Source organism: Eggerthella guodeyinii (assembly GCF_009834925.2).
Lineage (GTDB): Bacteria > Actinomycetota > Coriobacteriia > Coriobacteriales > Eggerthellaceae > Eggerthella > Eggerthella guodeyinii.
This window is the reverse complement of sequence record NZ_CP063310.1, coordinates 301,272-317,301: the sequence shown is the minus strand read 5'-3', so window position 1 is coordinate 317,301 and position 16,030 is coordinate 301,272. Positions and strand designations below refer to the sequence as shown.

General features: G+C 67.6%; 12 protein-coding genes. 6 read left to right on the top strand and 6 right to left on the bottom strand.

Features of this window, described 5'->3' with window-relative positions:
• Positions 1-394: 394 nt before the first annotated feature.
• The gene (locus GS424_RS01260) at positions 395-1,279 is read right to left on the bottom strand and encodes a LysR family transcriptional regulator (RefSeq protein ID WP_160942104.1); all 885 of its coding nucleotides are present in this window, start codon (positions 1,277-1,279) and stop codon (positions 395-397) included.
• Between the two features lie 208 nt (positions 1,280-1,487).
• Here GS424_RS01260 and GS424_RS01255 point away from each other — a divergent pair, with 208 nt between their 5' ends.
• A complete protein-coding gene (locus GS424_RS01255; protein ID WP_160942105.1) occupies positions 1,488-2,477 on the top strand; it encodes a TDT family transporter in 990 nt (329 codons plus the stop codon).
• Between the two features lie 95 nt (positions 2,478-2,572).
• On the opposite strand, the gene GS424_RS01250 is transcribed toward GS424_RS01255, so the two are convergent.
• From GS424_RS01250 to mazG, 4 genes are all read right to left on the bottom strand, one after another.
• Positions 2,573-3,925 carry a glycoside hydrolase family 30 protein gene (locus GS424_RS01250; protein WP_160942106.1) on the bottom strand — a complete coding sequence of 451 codons (1,353 nt, stop codon included), beginning with the start codon at positions 3,923-3,925 and terminating at the stop codon, positions 2,573-2,575.
• Positions 3,926-3,935: 10 nt separating this feature from the next.
• Positions 3,936-4,685: a GTP pyrophosphokinase gene (locus GS424_RS01245; RefSeq protein WP_160942107.1), complete on the bottom strand. Its 750-nt coding sequence runs from the start codon at positions 4,683-4,685 to the stop codon at positions 3,936-3,938.
• Between the two features lie 115 nt (positions 4,686-4,800).
• Positions 4,801-8,853 (bottom strand): EAL domain-containing protein, encoded by a 4,053-nt coding sequence (locus GS424_RS01240; protein ID WP_244977634.1) that lies wholly within the window; start codon positions 8,851-8,853, stop codon positions 4,801-4,803.
• Between the two features lie 314 nt (positions 8,854-9,167).
• Positions 9,168-10,091, bottom strand: coding sequence for a nucleoside triphosphate pyrophosphohydrolase (mazG, locus tag GS424_RS01235; RefSeq protein WP_160942109.1), 924 nt, complete (start codon positions 10,089-10,091; stop codon positions 9,168-9,170).
• Between the two features lie 87 nt (positions 10,092-10,178).
• Here mazG and GS424_RS01230 point away from each other — a divergent pair, with 87 nt between their 5' ends.
• A complete protein-coding gene (locus GS424_RS01230; RefSeq protein WP_160942110.1) occupies positions 10,179-10,634 on the top strand; it encodes a hypothetical protein in 456 nt (151 codons plus the stop codon).
• Positions 10,635-11,016: 382 nt separating this feature from the next.
• A complete protein-coding gene (locus GS424_RS01225) occupies positions 11,017-11,913 on the top strand; it encodes a VIT1/CCC1 transporter family protein (RefSeq protein WP_160942111.1) in 897 nt (298 codons plus the stop codon).
• A 127-nt stretch (positions 11,914-12,040) separates the two neighbouring features.
• Here the strand turns inward: GS424_RS01225 and hcp are convergent, their stop codons facing one another.
• On the bottom strand, positions 12,041-13,642 hold the full coding sequence (hcp, locus tag GS424_RS01220) for a hydroxylamine reductase (RefSeq protein ID WP_160942112.1): 1,602 nt from the start codon (positions 13,640-13,642) through the stop codon (positions 12,041-12,043).
• A gap of 176 nt (positions 13,643-13,818) precedes the next feature.
• On the opposite strand from hcp, the gene GS424_RS01215 reads away from it, so the two are divergent.
• Genes GS424_RS01215 through GS424_RS01205 form a run of 3 tightly spaced genes read left to right on the top strand, consistent with a single transcriptional unit; the run spans position 13,819 to position 15,988 of the window.
• Complete coding sequence (locus tag GS424_RS01215) at positions 13,819-14,493, top strand: Crp/Fnr family transcriptional regulator (protein WP_160942113.1); 675 nt, start codon at positions 13,819-13,821, stop codon at positions 14,491-14,493.
• Positions 14,490-15,137 (top strand): cysteine hydrolase family protein, encoded by a 648-nt coding sequence (locus GS424_RS01210; protein WP_160942114.1) that lies wholly within the window; start codon positions 14,490-14,492, stop codon positions 15,135-15,137. Before GS424_RS01215 ends, GS424_RS01210 begins: the two co-directional genes overlap by 4 nt.
• Positions 15,134-15,988 (top strand): TrmH family RNA methyltransferase, encoded by an 855-nt coding sequence (locus GS424_RS01205; protein ID WP_160942115.1) that lies wholly within the window; start codon positions 15,134-15,136, stop codon positions 15,986-15,988. Before GS424_RS01210 ends, GS424_RS01205 begins: the two co-directional genes overlap by 4 nt.
• Positions 15,989-16,030: the final 42 nt, after the last annotated feature.

Below are 16,030 nucleotides of genomic sequence, written 5' to 3'. Positions count from 1 at the left end.
GGGGATGGACTGGGCGGGGGGGCTTGGGGCACCCTTGCATGCGCGCATACGAGGGCCAAACCGGTTTTGGAGACTCTCGTGCAACTTTTTCGACTTTGTGGCATGAATACGGGTCGAAAACGGGACCTCAGGCGGCTGTTGGGCCGCAGTCGGACGGGGTGTTCTCGGAAAACCCCTGGTCGGCTTTTCCGCAGACTCTCCCGGCTTGCCACAAAGTCGAAAAAGTTGCACGAGAGCCCGATTTTTCCGCTCCGCCCGCGCAGGCAGGAGGGGGCAACCCGTCGCGCGCAGGGCCGACGGGGGGGGGCGAACGAATGTTTCACGTGAAACATTCGGGGGCGACGGCGCGAGGGGGGGGTCGGCCCCCCGCGCGGAACCTGCCGCGCTCGCGGGGTTAGCCGGTGGGGAGCTCGTTGAACAGCGCCTGGAAGTCGCACTCGAAGATGCTGTTCTTCAGGCGGATGAAGGCTATGTCGTGCTCGATGGCGGGGCCTTCCAGCTTGACGGCGCGCAGCGTGCCGGCGGCCAGCTCGCGCGCGACGGCCGCTTCGTACAGAAACGAGATGCCCAGGTCGTGCTCGACGAATATCTTGATGACGTCGAGGCTCTCCACCACGCTCGTATGGGCGAAGCCGTCCACCGTGAGGTTCTGGGCCGCCAGCGCATGCTCGAGCACCGCGCGCGTGCCCGAGCCCGTCTCGCGCATGATGAGCCGCTCGCCGAATAGGTCCTCCACGCGCACGGGCTGCGTGGCGAACTCGTGGTCGGCGGCACACACGCACACGAGGCGCTCGGTGCGGAACAGGTCCCACGCGTACGCGCTCTTGTCGAAGAAGCCCTCCACGAACGCGCAGTCGATCTTGCCCGCATCGAGCAGCGCCAGCAGCTCGCCCGTGCCGCCCGAGCGCACCGTGGCGTTCAGCTCGGGATGTCGTCGCAGGTAGTCGGCCAGCGGCGGCGCCACGAGGTACTCGCCCGCCGTCAGCGTCATGCCCACGGCCAGCTCCACGCGCGCGCCCGTGACCGCGCTGCGCACGCGCTCGCGCAGCAGGTGCTCGTCGTGCGCCATCGTGGCGAGGGCGTCGCGCAGCAGCGCGCCCGCGTCGGTGAGCTGCAGCTTCTTGTTGCGATACACGAACAGCGGCGTGCCGTACGCGCGCTCGAGATGGGCGATGTGCTGCGACACCGCCGGCTGCGTGATGTTCAGCTCCTCGGCGGCGCGCGTGTAGTTCATCGTCCGGCAAACGGTCAGGAACGTTTCGACGCGGAAATCCTGCATTGCGGCCCCTATCAGGCAAAGTTCTAATCATAAGTTAAATTTATCATAACATAATTATATAAAAGTTTTCTTTTGCATGAGGAGGTGCCAGAATGGGCAGCAGCCCGAAAGGCCACCCCCGTGCGTGTTTCAGATGGAGCATCGCACGGAACCCCTCCCACCCGCGCGCATCAAGGAGTATGATGCGCGGCAGTAGAAAGGTTGCGCCGTGCGCGAGATTATCAAAAAGGTTCCCATCCCCACCGCAGGCGTTGCGCTCGGCCTGGCCGCGCTGGGCAACTTGCTGCAGCCCTACACCGAGATCGTCCACATCGTCTGCGGCGCGCTGGCGCTGCTGCTCATCGCCATGCTGGCCGCCAAGATCATCCTGTTCCCCGGCATGATTCGCGACGACCTGCACAACTCCATCATGGCCAGCGTGAGCGCGACGCTCTTCATGACGCTCATGCAGCTGGCGGGCTACCTCGCCCCGCTCGCGTACGCTCCGGCCTTCGTGCTGTGGTCGGCCGCCATCATCGCGCACCTCGCCCTCATGGGCTGGTTCACCGTACGGTTCGTCGCTCACTTCAAGCTGCACGAGGTGTTCCCCACCTACTTCATCTGCTACGTGGGCATCGTCGTGGCCTCCGCCACCGCCCCCTCGTTCGGCATGCAACCGGTGGGCCATATACTGTTCTGGTTCGGCTTCGCGTGCTACGTGGTGCTGCTGGCCCTCGTGACGTACCGCTACGTCAAGCACGAGATCCCCGAAAGCGCGCGCCCGCTGTTCTGCATCTACACCGCCCCGATGAGCCTGTCCATCGTGGGCTACCTGGCCACGGCCCCCGAGCCGAATCCCCTGTTCGTCGGCGTGATGCTGGTGCTGGCGCAGGTGCTGTTCGTGGTGGTGCTGACGCGCCTCCCCGTCCTGCTGCGCCTCAAGTTCTACCCCAGCTACGCGGCCATGACGTTCCCCTTCGTCATCACGGCCACGGCGCTTGGCAAGGCGCTCGCGTTCTTCCAGGCCGGCGGGGCGTTCGTGCCCGATGCGCTGTACGTGCTGTTCGCGGCCGAGGCGGCGGTGTCGGTGGTCATGGTGGGCTACGTGTTCGCTCACTACCTGCACTTCTTCTTCAAGCGCATCGAGGCGCCGGAAAGCGCCGCCGTCGTCCGCGAGAACAAGCAGATCGCCCGCTTCTCGGAGAACTTCGAGAACTAGGAAAGCCCTACCCCCCCCCGGGGGGGGCCTGCCAGGCGGCGAATGTTTCACGTGAAACATTCGTTCGCGAATTCGTTGGCGAAGGGGTGGGGCGGCTACTCGCCCCACGCGCAGGTCACGATGCCGTGCGCGGGAACCTCCACCGGCGCCGTCCAGGGGCGCTCGGCCAGCTCGAAGCGCACCGGACGGTCGCCCCGGTTGAGCGCCACCAGCACGCGCCCGCCGTCGGGATTCACGAAGCCGGCGCACTCCACCGCATCGTCGAAGCGCGACACGAGGAAGCGCCGCGCGCCGGGGCGCACGAACCGCGACACGTGGCCGAAGTAGTGGAACGACCGGTTCACGATGAGCTCCTCCGCCTCGCGGTCGTACATGAGCGGCGCCTCGCAGAAGTTGCCCACGTGGTTCGGGCCGCCGCGCTCGTCCAGCAGCAGGTTCCAGTCGATGAAACCCTGCGCGCCCGCGTTGAGGTGCCCCAGCAACGCATGGGCGTACTGCTCGGCCTTGCGCTCCTGCGTGGCCTCCTCCGCGCGATCGCGCGAGTACTCCACGCACCCTTCCGTGAACAGCAGCTCCTTGTCGGGATAGGCCTCGGCCACGGCGCGCACCTGCTCGAAGTGGTCGCCCGCGTACCAGTGGAACGCCACGCCGCCGAACGCGGCCGCGGTGTCGGGCCGCGCGAGCACGGCGTCAGCGCGGTCGAGCAGCCGATCGGTGTTGTGGTCCCACGCGAACAGCTTCACGTCCGCATGCCCCGCCGCATCGAGCGCCGGTCGCAGGTGCTCGGCCGCGAATTCGGCCTCCTCTTCGGGCGTGAACAGGCACGAATCCCACGTCTGCCGCGCCATCGGCTCGTTCTGCACGCTCAGGCGCCCCACGCGCACGCCCTCCTGCGCGTACGCGCCCACGTAGCGCGCCAGCAGCTTCGCCCATGTGCCGTAGTGCGAGCGGCGCAGGTGTCCCCCACCGTTCATCAGGCGATTCGTCTTCATGAACGCGGGTGGGCTCCACGGCGAGGCCAGCAGCTCCAGCGAGGGGTTCGCGGCCAGGCCGCACTGGATGAACGGCAGCAGCAGGCGCTTGTCGCGCGCCAGCGAGAACGTTGCCAGCCGCTTGTCGAAGGGGCGCACGTAGGCGTAGTTGCCCAGCGCGAAATCGCAGCTTTGGATGTGGGTGCGGCACAGCGTGTAGGCGTTGCCGCCCTGCGCGGGGTCGCCTCCGCGCGCGCCGCCGAAGCACAGCTCGATGAACCGATCTTGCAGGTCGGGCGGCATGTGCGCGAACACGTACGCACCGGCCTCGGTGAACGCCCCGCCGAACCCGACGATGCGCTGGTACGTGCGATCGGGCCGGCACACCACGAGGCCCATCTCCGCGCGCTCGTCGCGCCGAAACGGCACGTCGTCGCACGCCATCACGCGGCGCTCGTCCGTAGTCCACACGCGCATGGCGACCTCCCTAGCGATCGTCCTCCCGCTCGAGCGCGCGGGCCAGGATCTGCATGCGGGCTTCCACGTCCTCGATGATGCGGCTGCAATCCTTGAGCTCGTCGTAGGAGTCGATCCCCTGCACCTCGCTCACGGACTTGTACTTCAAATCGTGCTCCAAGCTGGCCCAGAAGTCCATGGCGATGGTGCGCAGCTGCACCTCGACGGGGATGAGCTCCTTCTTGTCGAGGAAGTACACGGGGATACGCACGATGACGTGCAGACTGCGGTAGCCGTTCGGCTTCGGATTGTAGATGTAGTCCTTGATCTCGACGATCTCGAGGTCGTCCTGCTTCTGCAACAGCTCCAGCAGGTTGTACACGTCGTGGATGTACGAGCAGATCACGCGCACGCCGGCCACGTCCATGATGTAGCGCTCGAGGTTCTCGAGCGTCGGCTCCTTGCCGTAGCGCTCCAGCTTCTCGAAGATGCTCGCGGGCTTCTTGATGCGCGATTCCACGTGATGGATGGGGTTGCGATGCTTCTTGAGGTTGAGGTCCTGGTCGAGGATCTCGAAGCGCACCATCATCTCGCGCATGGCGGCCTGGTACTTCTGGATGATCTCGCGGGTTTTCACCTCGGCGTCGCGCAGGCGCTGCAGGTCGTCGATGGGGCCGCGCAAGTCGTCGGTCAGCAGGAAGGGGTAGCGGTGGATGTCCTCGCTCTTCTGCTCGTCAACCGCGAGACGGCGATCGGAGGGATGCTGCGCTGCGTCTGCCATGACGGAAACTCCTTCGGGCAACGATGTTCTTCTGGCCCCCTATGATAGCCAAGCCGGAGCGCCCGCGCGTCCCCGGCCGCCGAACCCCGCGCAATCACCAAATGCGTTACTTGCGCTACTTCTCGTGCACGCAGATGCGGTCCTTGCCGGAGCGCTTGGCCTGGTAGAGCGCCTCGTCGGCCTTCACGAACACGTCGCGGTACGCCACGTCGTCGTCTTCGGGAACGTACACGCCCATGCTGACCGACGGCGCGCTGTCCAGCGAGCCCACCTCCACGGCAGCCAGCTGGCGCTTGACCTCTTCCAGCTTGGCCAGGGCCACCTCGAGATCGATGCTCTTCAACAGCAGCACGAACTCGTCGCCGCCCACGCGGCCCACCACGTCGGACTCGCGGAAGTTCGACCGCAGCACGCTTCCCACCTCGTGCAGCAGCATGTCGCCCACGATGTGCCCGTACGTGTCGTTCACGTGCTTGAAGTCGTCGATGTCGAGCGCCACGCACACGCTGTGCCGCCGCACCGACGCATCGGAGAGCGCGGCCGCCACCAAATCCTGCGTGGCCGCGTGGTTGCTCAGCCCCGTGGTGGCGTCGTATTCGGCCCGGAACCGCAGGTCGTGTTCGTTGTTGATGTCCTCGATGAGGCCCACGAGGTGCCACGACCCCGCGTCGTCGTGCGCCACGAACAGGTTGGCGCGGTACCAGGCGTACCCGGTGCCGAAGTAGTTGGCCCGGTACTCGATGCCCACCTCGTTCACGCCCGAGCGGGCGTTCTCGAACATCTTGCGCACGGCAGCCATGCTGTCGGGATGGACGACCTCGCTGCGCGTCGTCGTGAGCGTCTCCAGATAATGAGGGATGACCTGGGCTTCCATGCCGTTCCCCGTGCGGTCCATGTACAGCAGCACCGTGTCGGAATCGGAGTCGTAATCGAAGCTCATCTTGTGCGTCATCTCGCTGAGCAGGCGGTAGCGCTCGTTTTGCCACGAGCGTTCGCGCTGGTCGCGCAGCTCGGCCGTCACGTCGCTCACCACGGCGTACAGCGCCAGCGCGTCGTCCGACTCCCGCATGACGCGTCCCTGGATGCGCACGTCGATGGGAGCGCCGTCGTCGCGCACCGTGCGAAGCCCCACGTCGAGCTCGCCGCCGTCCTCGATGAGGCCGTGCTGCAAGCAGTAGTCGTCGAGCGCCCGCACCTCGTCGCTCAACGCGAGAGGCGCGTCCCACTCCATGTTGTCGGGTGCGCCCGGCAGCTCGTCGCCGAACATCGTGCGCAGACGGTCGTTCGCGTACCGCAGCCGCACCTCGTCGTCCCGCGAGGTGAACACGCCCACGCCCACCGGCAGCTTGCCCATGGTGTCGAGCACGCGCATCGTGACCTTGCGATCCTCGCTCGACATGCGCTCCGTGACGTCCTTGCTGCAGCACAGGATGCTCGACTCCGACACGCGCAGCAGGATGCTTTGGTACCAGCAGCGCCGATCTTCGAACTCCATGCGATACGTGCAGGTGATGGGGCTGGAACCGTCGCTTTCGAGGCATTCGTCGAGCGCGGCGCGCAGACTGACGCGATCCTCGGGATCGGGCAGGCGGTCGGTCCAGAAGCGGAATGCGTCGTCGAGCGGCATCGTCTTGTCGGAGCGCGGCCGGCCCGCGGAGAACAGCGAGCGATACGTCTTGCGCTCGCCGTCGAACTCGATGATCTCGTCGTACACCGAGCACAGCACCATCGCGTAGCGGCGCATGTCCAGCTCGTTGCGCTTCTGCTGGCGGTCGGACACGTCCAAGAACGCGCTTTGGATGAGGGCGCGGCCGTCGATGTCGCGCTCGAGCGCCGACGTGCCCTCGATCCAACCCGTGGTGCCGTCGCTGCGCACGAACCGGTAGGTGAAATCGATGGGCGCCGAACCGTTCTTGAGCGCGTGCACCGTCTCGCTATGCAGGACGTCGTCGTCATCGTGGATGGGGATGATCTTGCTCCCGGACATGCCGGCAAAGTAGGCGTCGATCCCCTCGTAGCCGAAGATCTCGCAGCCCTTCTTGTTGATGAACAGCAGATGCGAGTCGTCGTCCACCGTATAGCGCACGATGCCGCACGGCACGGAGTCGCTCAGCCGGCGTTGCGCTTCGCCCTGCGCTTGGAGGCGCTGCTCGTTCTCCTTCTCGTGCGTCACGTCGATAAGCACGGCCACCACGTACAGCGCCACCTCGTCGCGATACATCGTGGACGCCGAAAGGTGCAGCCACGAGATGCCCCCGTCGCTGCGGACGGCGCGCATGATGCACGACGAGCGGGAGGCGCCGGCGCTCAGCTCGGCGGCCACGCCCCTGACCAGCGCTCGGTCGTCCGGATGCACCACCGCGAAGGCGTCCGCCTGCGAGCGCTCCTGGTACTGCTCGCGCGTGTAGCCGATCATGCTGGCGGTCATGTCGCTGAAATCGAGCAACCGGACGCGGTCGGACACCTCGTAGAACGCGAGGCCGCCCGGGATGGTGTCGCGCGTGGCCGCGAGCCGGTCGCGCAGGGCCTGTTCCTGGGTGGTTTCCTCGGCGAGCAGGTACAGGTTGCTCAGATCGCCGGCGCGCGACAGCAAGCGGATGCGGATGCGGATCCAGCGGCCGTGGCCGTTGCTGCGGAAGCGCAGCTCGCTCTCGGCATCGCTCTCGCCGGCCACCGCGCGGCGGATGGCCTCCTGCAGGGGCGCGCGATCTTCCTCGATCAGCTGACCCAGCATGTCCTTGCGCAGCCGCTCGGCCAACGCAAGGTCGTCGGGCATGCCGAACAGGCTGGCGAACTCGTGGTTCGCGCGCACGATTTCCAGCGTTTGGCTGTCGTACTCGGCGATGGCCGCCGCGCCCACATAGCTGTTGAAGATGAGCGCCATCTGGGAATCCGCGTTCCAGAATTCGGTCACGTCGTCCTGCACGTTCTCCGTGAGCGGCCGCTTGGGGTTCTCGTGGGTGCCCTCGACCAGCATGCGCTCGAACGTCTCGCGATCCACCGGCCGCGAGAACAGGTAGCCCTGCATGTACTCGCATCCGATGCTGGCGAGGTAGGCCGCCTGCTTCGACGTCTCCACGCCCTCGGCGATGGTGGGCAGGTCCAGCCAGCGCGCCATGCGCACGATGGAGGCCAGGATGAGGCCGCCGCGCGTGCTCTCGTGCGTGTCGAGGAAGCCCATGTCCAGCTTCAGCACGTCCACCGGCACGTCTTTGAGCGTGTTGAGCGACGAGTAGCCGCTGCCGAAGTCGTCCATCTCCACGGTGAAGCCGGCGGCGCGCAACCCCTTGACCGCCCCGATCAGCTGATCGGGCGATTCCATGTAGGCGCTCTCCGTGATCTCGAGGTTCAGCAGGCTGGCGGGTATGTCGTAGCGCTCCACGAGGCCCTTGAGGTACGAGCACAGATCCGATCGGTAGATGTCGGCGCGCGACAGGTTCACCGACAGGTGCGGGACGGCGTCGATGCCCCACGCGTCGATCCACTCGCGCAAGCAGCGGCACGCCTGATCCCACATATAATAGTCGAACCGGGAAATGAGGCCGTTGCGCTCGAACACGGGGATGAACTCGGCCGGGCCCAGCAGGCTGCGGTCGGGGTGCTGCCAGCGCGCGAGCACTTCGGCGCCGGTCATGAGCCCGGTGGCGTAGCGGTACTGCGGCTGGAAGAACGGCACGAACTGGCCCAGGTCGAGCGCCGCGGTCATCTCGCCGGCCAGCTGCTGCTCTTTCAGCAGCGACACGCGCAGCGTTTCGTCGTACAGGACGTAGCCGCTGCCCACCGAGCCGCCCTTCGAGGCGCGCAGCGCCAGCAGGGCGCGGTCGCACATGAGGTTGACGTCCAGCTCGGGCTCGTCGATGGGGTACACGCCCATGCGCACGAAGAAGGTGAAGTCCTGGCGGTACGCGCTGAACCACTCGTTGAACACGGCCAGCATGCGATCGGGATCGAATAGGGAGCGGGGGAAGCAGGCGATGAAGTGGTCGGCGCGCAGACGGGCGGCCACCGCGTTGCCCGGCAGCTTGCGGCGGATCATGTCGCCGATGTCGGCGAGCAGGCCGTCGCCCGCGACGGTGCCGAAGAGGTCGTTGTACGCCTTGAACCGGTCGATGTCGCCGTACACAAGGACGTACGCCTCATCGGGATGGGCGTCGATCAAAGCGCGCACGCGCGCGTTGAATCCGCTGCGGTTTAGGAGACCGGAAAGAGCGTCGCGCTCAGAAGGGCTGGAATACGCCCCCCCCCCCCGTCGGCTTTTTCTTCCTCCAGCGAGTTTTTTTCGATTCCATATTCCCATGCAGGACGCATCGCCCCCCTCGCCTTCTTGGTAGGAATATCTGATGGTGGGGATACAGTTTACCGCTTTGCGTCAGGGTATGCTATCAAATGCGCCAAAGAGTTGATGTGATCGCCGAACAACCTGCTTGCCCTGCGCCCGCCGTCGCGCCGCGGAGCGGGCGGAAGCGTTCGGGGGCCTGGCGGCTACGCGCGTTCGGTGCGTTTAGCCTCGTTCCACAGCGCTTCGCGGTCGTCGGGGGTGAGGTCCTCGATGGCGCGACCCTGCTCCTCGGCGGCGCGCTCCATGTACGCCCAGCGGTCGCGGAACTTCCGGCACGTGGAGCGCAGGGCGCCCTCGGCGTCCACACCCATGCGGCGGCCCACGTTCACGAGCGAGAACAGCACGTCGCCGAACTCGTCCTCGACGGCGGCGACCGCCGCGCGCGCGGCCTCGGCGGATGCGGGGTCGCCGGTGGCCAGGGCGGCGTCGGCGTCCGCCTTGCCGTTCGCGGCCTTGGGAGCGGCTTCGTAGGCCTCGCGCAGCTCGCCGACCTCCTCGCGCACCTTGTCCCACACGTCGTCGAGCGAATCCCACTCGAACCCGGCGGCTGCGGCCTTGCGCGAGATCTTCTGCGCCTGCATGAGCGCCGGGAAGCTGGTGGGCACGCCGTCCAGCAGGCCCTCGCGCTGCGCTCCCGCGCCGTCGGCGGCCTCGTCGGCGCTGCCCTTCTCGGCCAGCTTCACCTTGTCCCACAAATCGAGCGTCTCGCTCGCGTTCGCCGCGTGCGCGTCGCCGAACACGTGGGGATGGCGGCGGATCATCTTTTCGTTTACCTCGGCGCACACGTCGTCGATGGTGAATTCGCCATCGTCCGCGGCGATCTGGCTTTGCAGCACCACCTGCAGCAGCACGTCGCCCAACTCCTCGCGCAGGTGCGCGACGTCGCCCATCTCGATGGCGTCGACCGCCTCGTAGGCCTCCTCGATCATGTTGTGCGCGATGCTCTCGTGCGTCTGCACGCGATCCCACGGGCACCCGTCCGGGGCGCGCAGGGCGGCGATGGTGGCGACGAACTGGTCGAACGAGGGATGGCTTGCGCTGGGGGCGGGAGATGCGGGGGCGGTCATGGCGATCCTTTCTTCGGTTGCTCAACAGCAGTATACCGCCGCGCGGCGGCCGTGGTATGCTGCACGGCGATGCGAAAGGATACCGGTATGAACCAGCCCGCCACCACGAACGACCGCCCCGCGCGCGTGCGCCGCGCCGCATGGCTGGTGCGCCTGGCGTTTGCGCTGGTGTTCGTCATCAACGTGCAGTGCGCCGTGTCGTTCGTGCTGTGGCCCGACGCCTACGCGGCCTCGTTCGAGGTGGCGGGCGTGCCGGGCGCCGCGGCCGTGCAGGGCCTCGGCATCGCGTTCCTCATGTGGAACGCCACCTACCCCGCCGTCATCGCCAGCCCGCTGCGCTTCCGCGCCGTGGCCGTCATCGTGCTGGTGCAGCAAGCCATCGGCCTCGTCGGCGAGTCGTGGCTGCGCCTGGGCCTGCCCGCCGGCCACGCCGCCCTCTCGGCCAGCATCGAGCGCTTCGTGCTGTTCGACGCCGCCGGCCTCGTGCTGATGGCCGCCGCGTTCGGATGGCTGCTGTGGGTGGAGCGGGGAGCTTCCTCCTGATGGCAGATGCCAGGACCCCGCGCCGCCCCGACGCCTCGACGCGGCAGCGCGCCTTGCGTGCTCCTGCGGCACCTCGATTTGCACAAAAATCACCGCTGTGAAGCGATTGGGCCGCCTTTTGCGCCCCATCGACCGTCCTGCGACCACCGATTTCCCTCTGCAATCGGCATCGCCCCAGGTGGCAAAATATCGAGATGCCCGGATCGAGACCGCCGGGCTTCACAGCGGTGATTTTCGTGACTCAGCGGGAGTTTTTCGACAGGCAGCCGCACGACCCGAAGCGCGATGTTTCACGTGAAACATCCGTTCCCTCAAACGCGAAGCTCGACGGAATCGGATATACTGGCTGCTGATTTGAGGATGCGGCGGTGAGGAGCCTGGCATGGCAACAAGTTCGGGGGCGGCGGCCCTGTCTTCCGGGGCGCTTGCGCAGATTCGGGTGTTTCAGCAGAACGAGGTGACCGAGTCCGAGGTGTACCGACGCATCGCCGCCAGCACCAAGGACGCGGACAACCGCACCACGCTGCTGCGCATCGCCGACGAGGAGGCGAAGCACGCCGGCATCTGGCAGCGCTACACCGGCGAGCAGATGAAGCCCCAGCGGGGCGCGGTGCTGCGCTATTCGCTGATCGCGCGCGTGTTCGGCTTCACGTTCGCCGTCAAGCTCATGGAGAGGGGCGAGGAGAAGGCCCAGATCTCCTACGAGGAGCTGGCGAAGGAGGCGCCCGAGGCGCTCGGCATCCGCACCGACGAGGAAGCGCACGAGAAGGCGCTGCTGGACATGCTCGACGAAGAGCGGCTGTCGTACGTGGGCAGCATGGTGCTGGGCATGAACGACGCGATGGTGGAGATGACCGGCACGCTGGCCGGCCTGACGCTGGCCATGCAGAACACGCGGCTCATCGCGCTGTCGGGCCTGATCACCGGCATTGCCGCCACGCTGTCGATGGCGTCGAGCGAATACCTGTCGTCGAAGAGCGAGGGGCGCCCGGACGCGCTGAAGTCGGCCACGTACACGGGCATCGCCTACCTCGTGACGGTGGCGCTGCTGATCATGCCGTACCTGCTGTTCGACGAGTCGCACTACCTGTGGGCCATGGGCACGATGGTGGTCATCGTGCTGCTCATCCTCGTGGTGTTCAACTACTACCTCTCGGTGGCGCAGGATCTGCCATTCAAGAAGCGGTTCGGCCAGATGGCCGGCATCAGCCTGGGCGTGGCCGCGCTGTCGTTCGTCATCGGCATCCTGGTAAAGCAATTCCTGGGCGTGGATATCTAGGGAAGCGCTTGCGCGCATGATGCGACGCGGGCGAGCCGTTGGTCGGAGGACGGCGTGGCTCGCCCGGTCGCGCGAATGGTCGTGAGGGGCGGGGCGGCGCACGGTTGTCGCGCCGCCCCGCGCGCGCCTACCCCAGGATGGCGGCCAGGTCCTTCTCCGGGGTGCTGATGGGACGCACGTCGAACTCGCGGACGAGCACGTCGAGCACGCCCGGCGACACGAACGCGGGCAGCGTCGGCCCCAGGTAGATGCCCCTGATGCCGAGGTGCAGCAGCGTCAGCAGGATGCTGACGGCCTTCTGCTCGTACCACGACAGCACCAGCGTCAGCGGCAGGTCGTTCACGCCGCACCCGAACGCCTCGGCCAGCGCCACGGCCACGCGGATGGCGCCGTACGCGTCGTTGCACTGCCCCATGTCCATGATGCGCGGCAGGCCGCCGATGGTGCCCAAGTCCAGGTCGTTGAAGCGGAACTTTCCGCAGGCCAGCGTCAGGATGATGCTGTCCTCGGGCGCCTGCTGCACGAAGTCGCGGAAGTAACTGCGGCCCGGGCGCGCGCCGTCGCAGCCGCCCACGAGGAAGAAGCGGCTGATGGCGCCCTGCTTCACCGCGTCGACCACCGTGTCGGCCACGCCGAGGATGGTGCCGTGGCCGAAGCCCGTGGTGAACGCGCCGTCCGCGTCGGTCGCCGTCGCGTACCCGCCCAGCTCGAGCGCGCGCTCGATGAGCGGCTCGAAGTTCTTGCTGCCGTCGGGCGCCCCCTCGACGTGCGCCATCCCGGGGTACGCCACGGGGCCCGTGGTGAACACGCGGTCGGCGTAGGAGGCCGCCGGCGGCATGAGGCAGTTCGTGGTGAACAGGATGGGCGCGGGCAGGTCGGCGAACTCGACGCGCTGGTTCTGCCACGCGGTTCCCAGGTTGCCCTTGAGGTGCGGGTACTGCTTGAACTGCGGATAGGCGTGCGCAGGCAGCAGCTCGCCGTGCGTGTAGACGTTCACGCCGCGACCGGCCGTCTGGTCGAGCAGCAGCTTGAGATCGTGCAGGTCGTGGCCCGAAACCACGATGAAGGGGCCGGCCTCCACCGCGCGCGCCACCGTGGTGGGCTCGGGCGTGCCGAAGGTTTCGGTGTTCGCCTGGTCGAGCAGCTCCATGCAGCGCAGGTTCACCTCGCCCACCTTGAGCGACAGCGGCAGCAGCACGTCGGCGCCCGCCTCGGCGTCGGCCAACGCGGCCAGCCCCTCGTGCAGGAAGGACGACACCGCGTCGTCGCGATAGCCCAGCGCGGCCGCGTGGTACGCATACGCCGCCAGGCCGCGCAAGCCGAACAGCACGAGCGACTTGAGCGAGCGCACGTCCTCCGGCGCGTTCCACAATGCGGCCAGGTCGTAGTCGGGCGCGGCCTCCACGCCGGCCGCCGCCGCGACGGCGTCGCGCTCGGCATGGGCGCGCTCCCGCAGGTCGGCCAAGGCCGCATCGTCGAAGTCCACGTTCGTCAGCGTGGCGAACAGGCCCTCCATCGCCAGGTCGTCCGCCGCGCGGCGCGCCTCCGCGTTCGTCTGCGCGCCCGCCGCGCGCACCGTCTGCGCGAGGCCCACGAGCGCGCCCGTGACCTCGTCCTGCAAGTTCGCCGTGCTGGCCTGCTTGCCGCACACGCCCGCCGTCCCGGTGCAGCCGGTGCACCCGGCCGTCTGCTCGCACTGGAAGCAGAACATCGTCGTTGTATCGCCCACGTCTCGTCCTCTCTCGCGCCTGCGCCCCGCATGTCCCCAACGGGGACGTACCCCAATGGGACATCCGCCGTTCGCGGCTCGGGGCGCAGCGCTCGGTCATCGTTTGCTTGCCTGATGACGCTCACCCTACGATACTGGTGCAAGCATTTCCGTTGTATTTACAACAAAGGAGCCTCATGGACCGCTACCTGCCCCTCATCGGCCGCTCGCCCCTGTTCGAGCGCATCGACGCCGCCGACCTCGAGCCCATGCTGCAATGCCTCGGCGCGCGGCAGCGCTCGTTCCCCAAGGGAGCGTACGTGTTCCGCATGGGCGACCACACCACGTCGATGGGCATGGTGCTGGAGGGCTCGGTGCGCCTCGAGAAGGAGGACTACTGGGGCAACCGCAGCATCCTCGCGTCGTTCGGCCCCGGCCAGTCGTTCGCCGAAGTGTACGCGTGCGAGCCCGACCTGGCCCTCGACATCAACGTGGTGGCAGCTGAAGACGCCGTGGTGGTGCTCCTCGACGTGGGGCGCATCACCAGCATGTGCCCGTCGTCGTGCGCGTTCCACGCGCGGCTCATCCGCAACCTGCTGGGCATCATCGCGAAGCGCACGCACGCGCTGACGCGCAAGATCGAGCACACCGCGAAGCGCACGACGCGCGCCAAGCTGCTGTCGTACCTCTCCGACCAGGCCGAACGCGCTGAGTCGAGCCGCTTCGCCATCCCGTTCGACCGCCAGGAGCTGGCCGATTACCTGTCGGTGGATCGCAGCGCCATGTGCGCCGAGCTGTCGCGGATGAAGAAGGACGGCATCATCGACTACAATAGGAACCGGTTTGAAATCGTGCGAAGGAGTGCCCTATGATCGACCCGCGCAAGGCGGCCCTCATCATCATCGACATGCAGCACGGGTTCGTGGACCCCTCGTCCGCGCTGTGCGTGGACGGCGCACTGTCCACGGTGCTCGCCTGCGCGCGGGCGCTCGACCAGGCGCGCGCGTTGGGGATGCCCGTGATCCACGCCGTGCGCGAGTACGCCGCCGACGGCTCGGACGTGGAAGCCGTGCGGCGGCGCACGTGGCTCGAGGGCGGCAAGCCCGTCTCGCGCGCCTGCGCCAGCCCGCGCACGTTGGAGGAATACGCGCCGCTGTCGCCGCAGCCGGGCGACCGCGTGATCGTGAAGCCGCGTTTCTCGGCGTTCTTCGGCACGTCGCTCGACCTGATTCTGCGCCGCCTGGGCGTGGGCACCGTGGTGCTCATCGGCACCACCACGCCGAACTGCATCCGCACCACCTGCTACGACGCGTTGTCGCTGGACTACAACGTGGTGCTGCTGGAAGACTGCACGTCGTCGCGCACGCCCGAGGTGCAAGCGGCGAACATCGAGGACATGGCGCACATCGGCGCGCACGTGATGGAGTGCGACGAGTTCTGCGCGCAGGGCCTGGCGAACGTCGCGGACACGGTGGCCGAAGCCCGCGAGGCGTGCGAGAACGGGACCGCCCTATGATCATGGAAGTGGCCACGCTCGACGACCCGCGGCTCGATGCGTTCGCGCGGCTGACGGAAGCGCAGCTGCGCAGCAAGCTGGAGCCCGAGAAGGCGCTGTTCATCGCCGAGTCCGGCAAGGTGATCGAGCGTGCGCTGGCGGGCGGCATGGAGCCGTTGTCGCTGCTCATGGAGCCGAAATGGCTGCCCGCGATGCAGCCGTTGATCGACGAGATCGCCGCGCGCTGGGGCGACGGCGTGCCCGTGTTCGTCGCCCCGCACGACGAGCTGACGAAGCTTACCGGGTTCGAGCTGACGCGCGGCGCGCTGGGCGCGTTCCGACGGCCGGCGCTGCCCAGCGTGGCCGACATCGTGCGCGACGCGCGGCGCATCGCCGTGCTGGAGGATATCACGAACCACACGAACGTCGGGGCCATCTTCCGCTCGGCCGCCGCGCTGGGCATCGAGGCCGTGCTGGTGACGCCCGCCTGCTACGATCCGCTGTACCGTCGCGCCGTGCGCGTGTCGATGGGCACCGTGTTCCAGGTGCCGTGGACGCGCATCGGCGAGGAGGCCGGAGCGGGCGCAACCGGCACGGGCGGCTGGGCCGAAGCCGGCGTGCCGCTGCTGCACGAGCTGGGCTTCAAGACCGCGGCCTTCGCGCTGACGGACGATTCGGTGTCGCTCGACGACGCGGCCCTCAACGCCGAGGAGCGCCTCGCGCTGGTGTTCGGAACCGAAGGCGACGGCCTGGCGCACGACACCATCGGACGCTGCGACTACACCGTGCGCATCCCCATGGCCGGCGGCGTGGACTCCCTCAACGTAGCCGCCGCCAGCGCCGTCGCCTTCTGGCAGCTGCGCCCGCGCTAACGCGAGGGTGGCCGGACGAGCGGGCGACGGGTGGCCGGGCGG

Bases quoted from the DNA above. Each gene is read 5' to 3' on its own strand.
- GS424_RS01260 (WP_160942104.1), bottom strand. From the start codon at position 1,279: ATGCAGGATTTCCGCGTCGAAACGTTCCTGACCGTTTGCCGGACGATG.
- GS424_RS01250 (WP_160942106.1), bottom strand. From the start codon at position 3,925: ATGCGCGTGTGGACTACGGACGAGCGCCGCGTGATGGCGTGCGACGAC.
- GS424_RS01245 (WP_160942107.1), bottom strand. From the start codon at position 4,685: ATGGCAGACGCAGCGCAGCATCCCTCCGATCGCCGTCTCGCGGTTGAC.
- mazG (WP_160942109.1), bottom strand. From the start codon at position 10,091: ATGACCGCCCCCGCATCTCCCGCCCCCAGCGCAAGCCATCCCTCGTTC.
- GS424_RS01230 (WP_160942110.1), top strand. From the start codon at position 10,179: ATGAACCAGCCCGCCACCACGAACGACCGCCCCGCGCGCGTGCGCCGC.
- GS424_RS01225 (WP_160942111.1), top strand. From the start codon at position 11,017: ATGGCAACAAGTTCGGGGGCGGCGGCCCTGTCTTCCGGGGCGCTTGCG.
- GS424_RS01215 (WP_160942113.1), top strand. From the start codon at position 13,819: ATGGACCGCTACCTGCCCCTCATCGGCCGCTCGCCCCTGTTCGAGCGC.
- GS424_RS01210 (WP_160942114.1), top strand. From the start codon at position 14,490: ATGATCGACCCGCGCAAGGCGGCCCTCATCATCATCGACATGCAGCAC.
- GS424_RS01205 (WP_160942115.1), top strand. From the start codon at position 15,134: ATGATCATGGAAGTGGCCACGCTCGACGACCCGCGGCTCGATGCGTTC.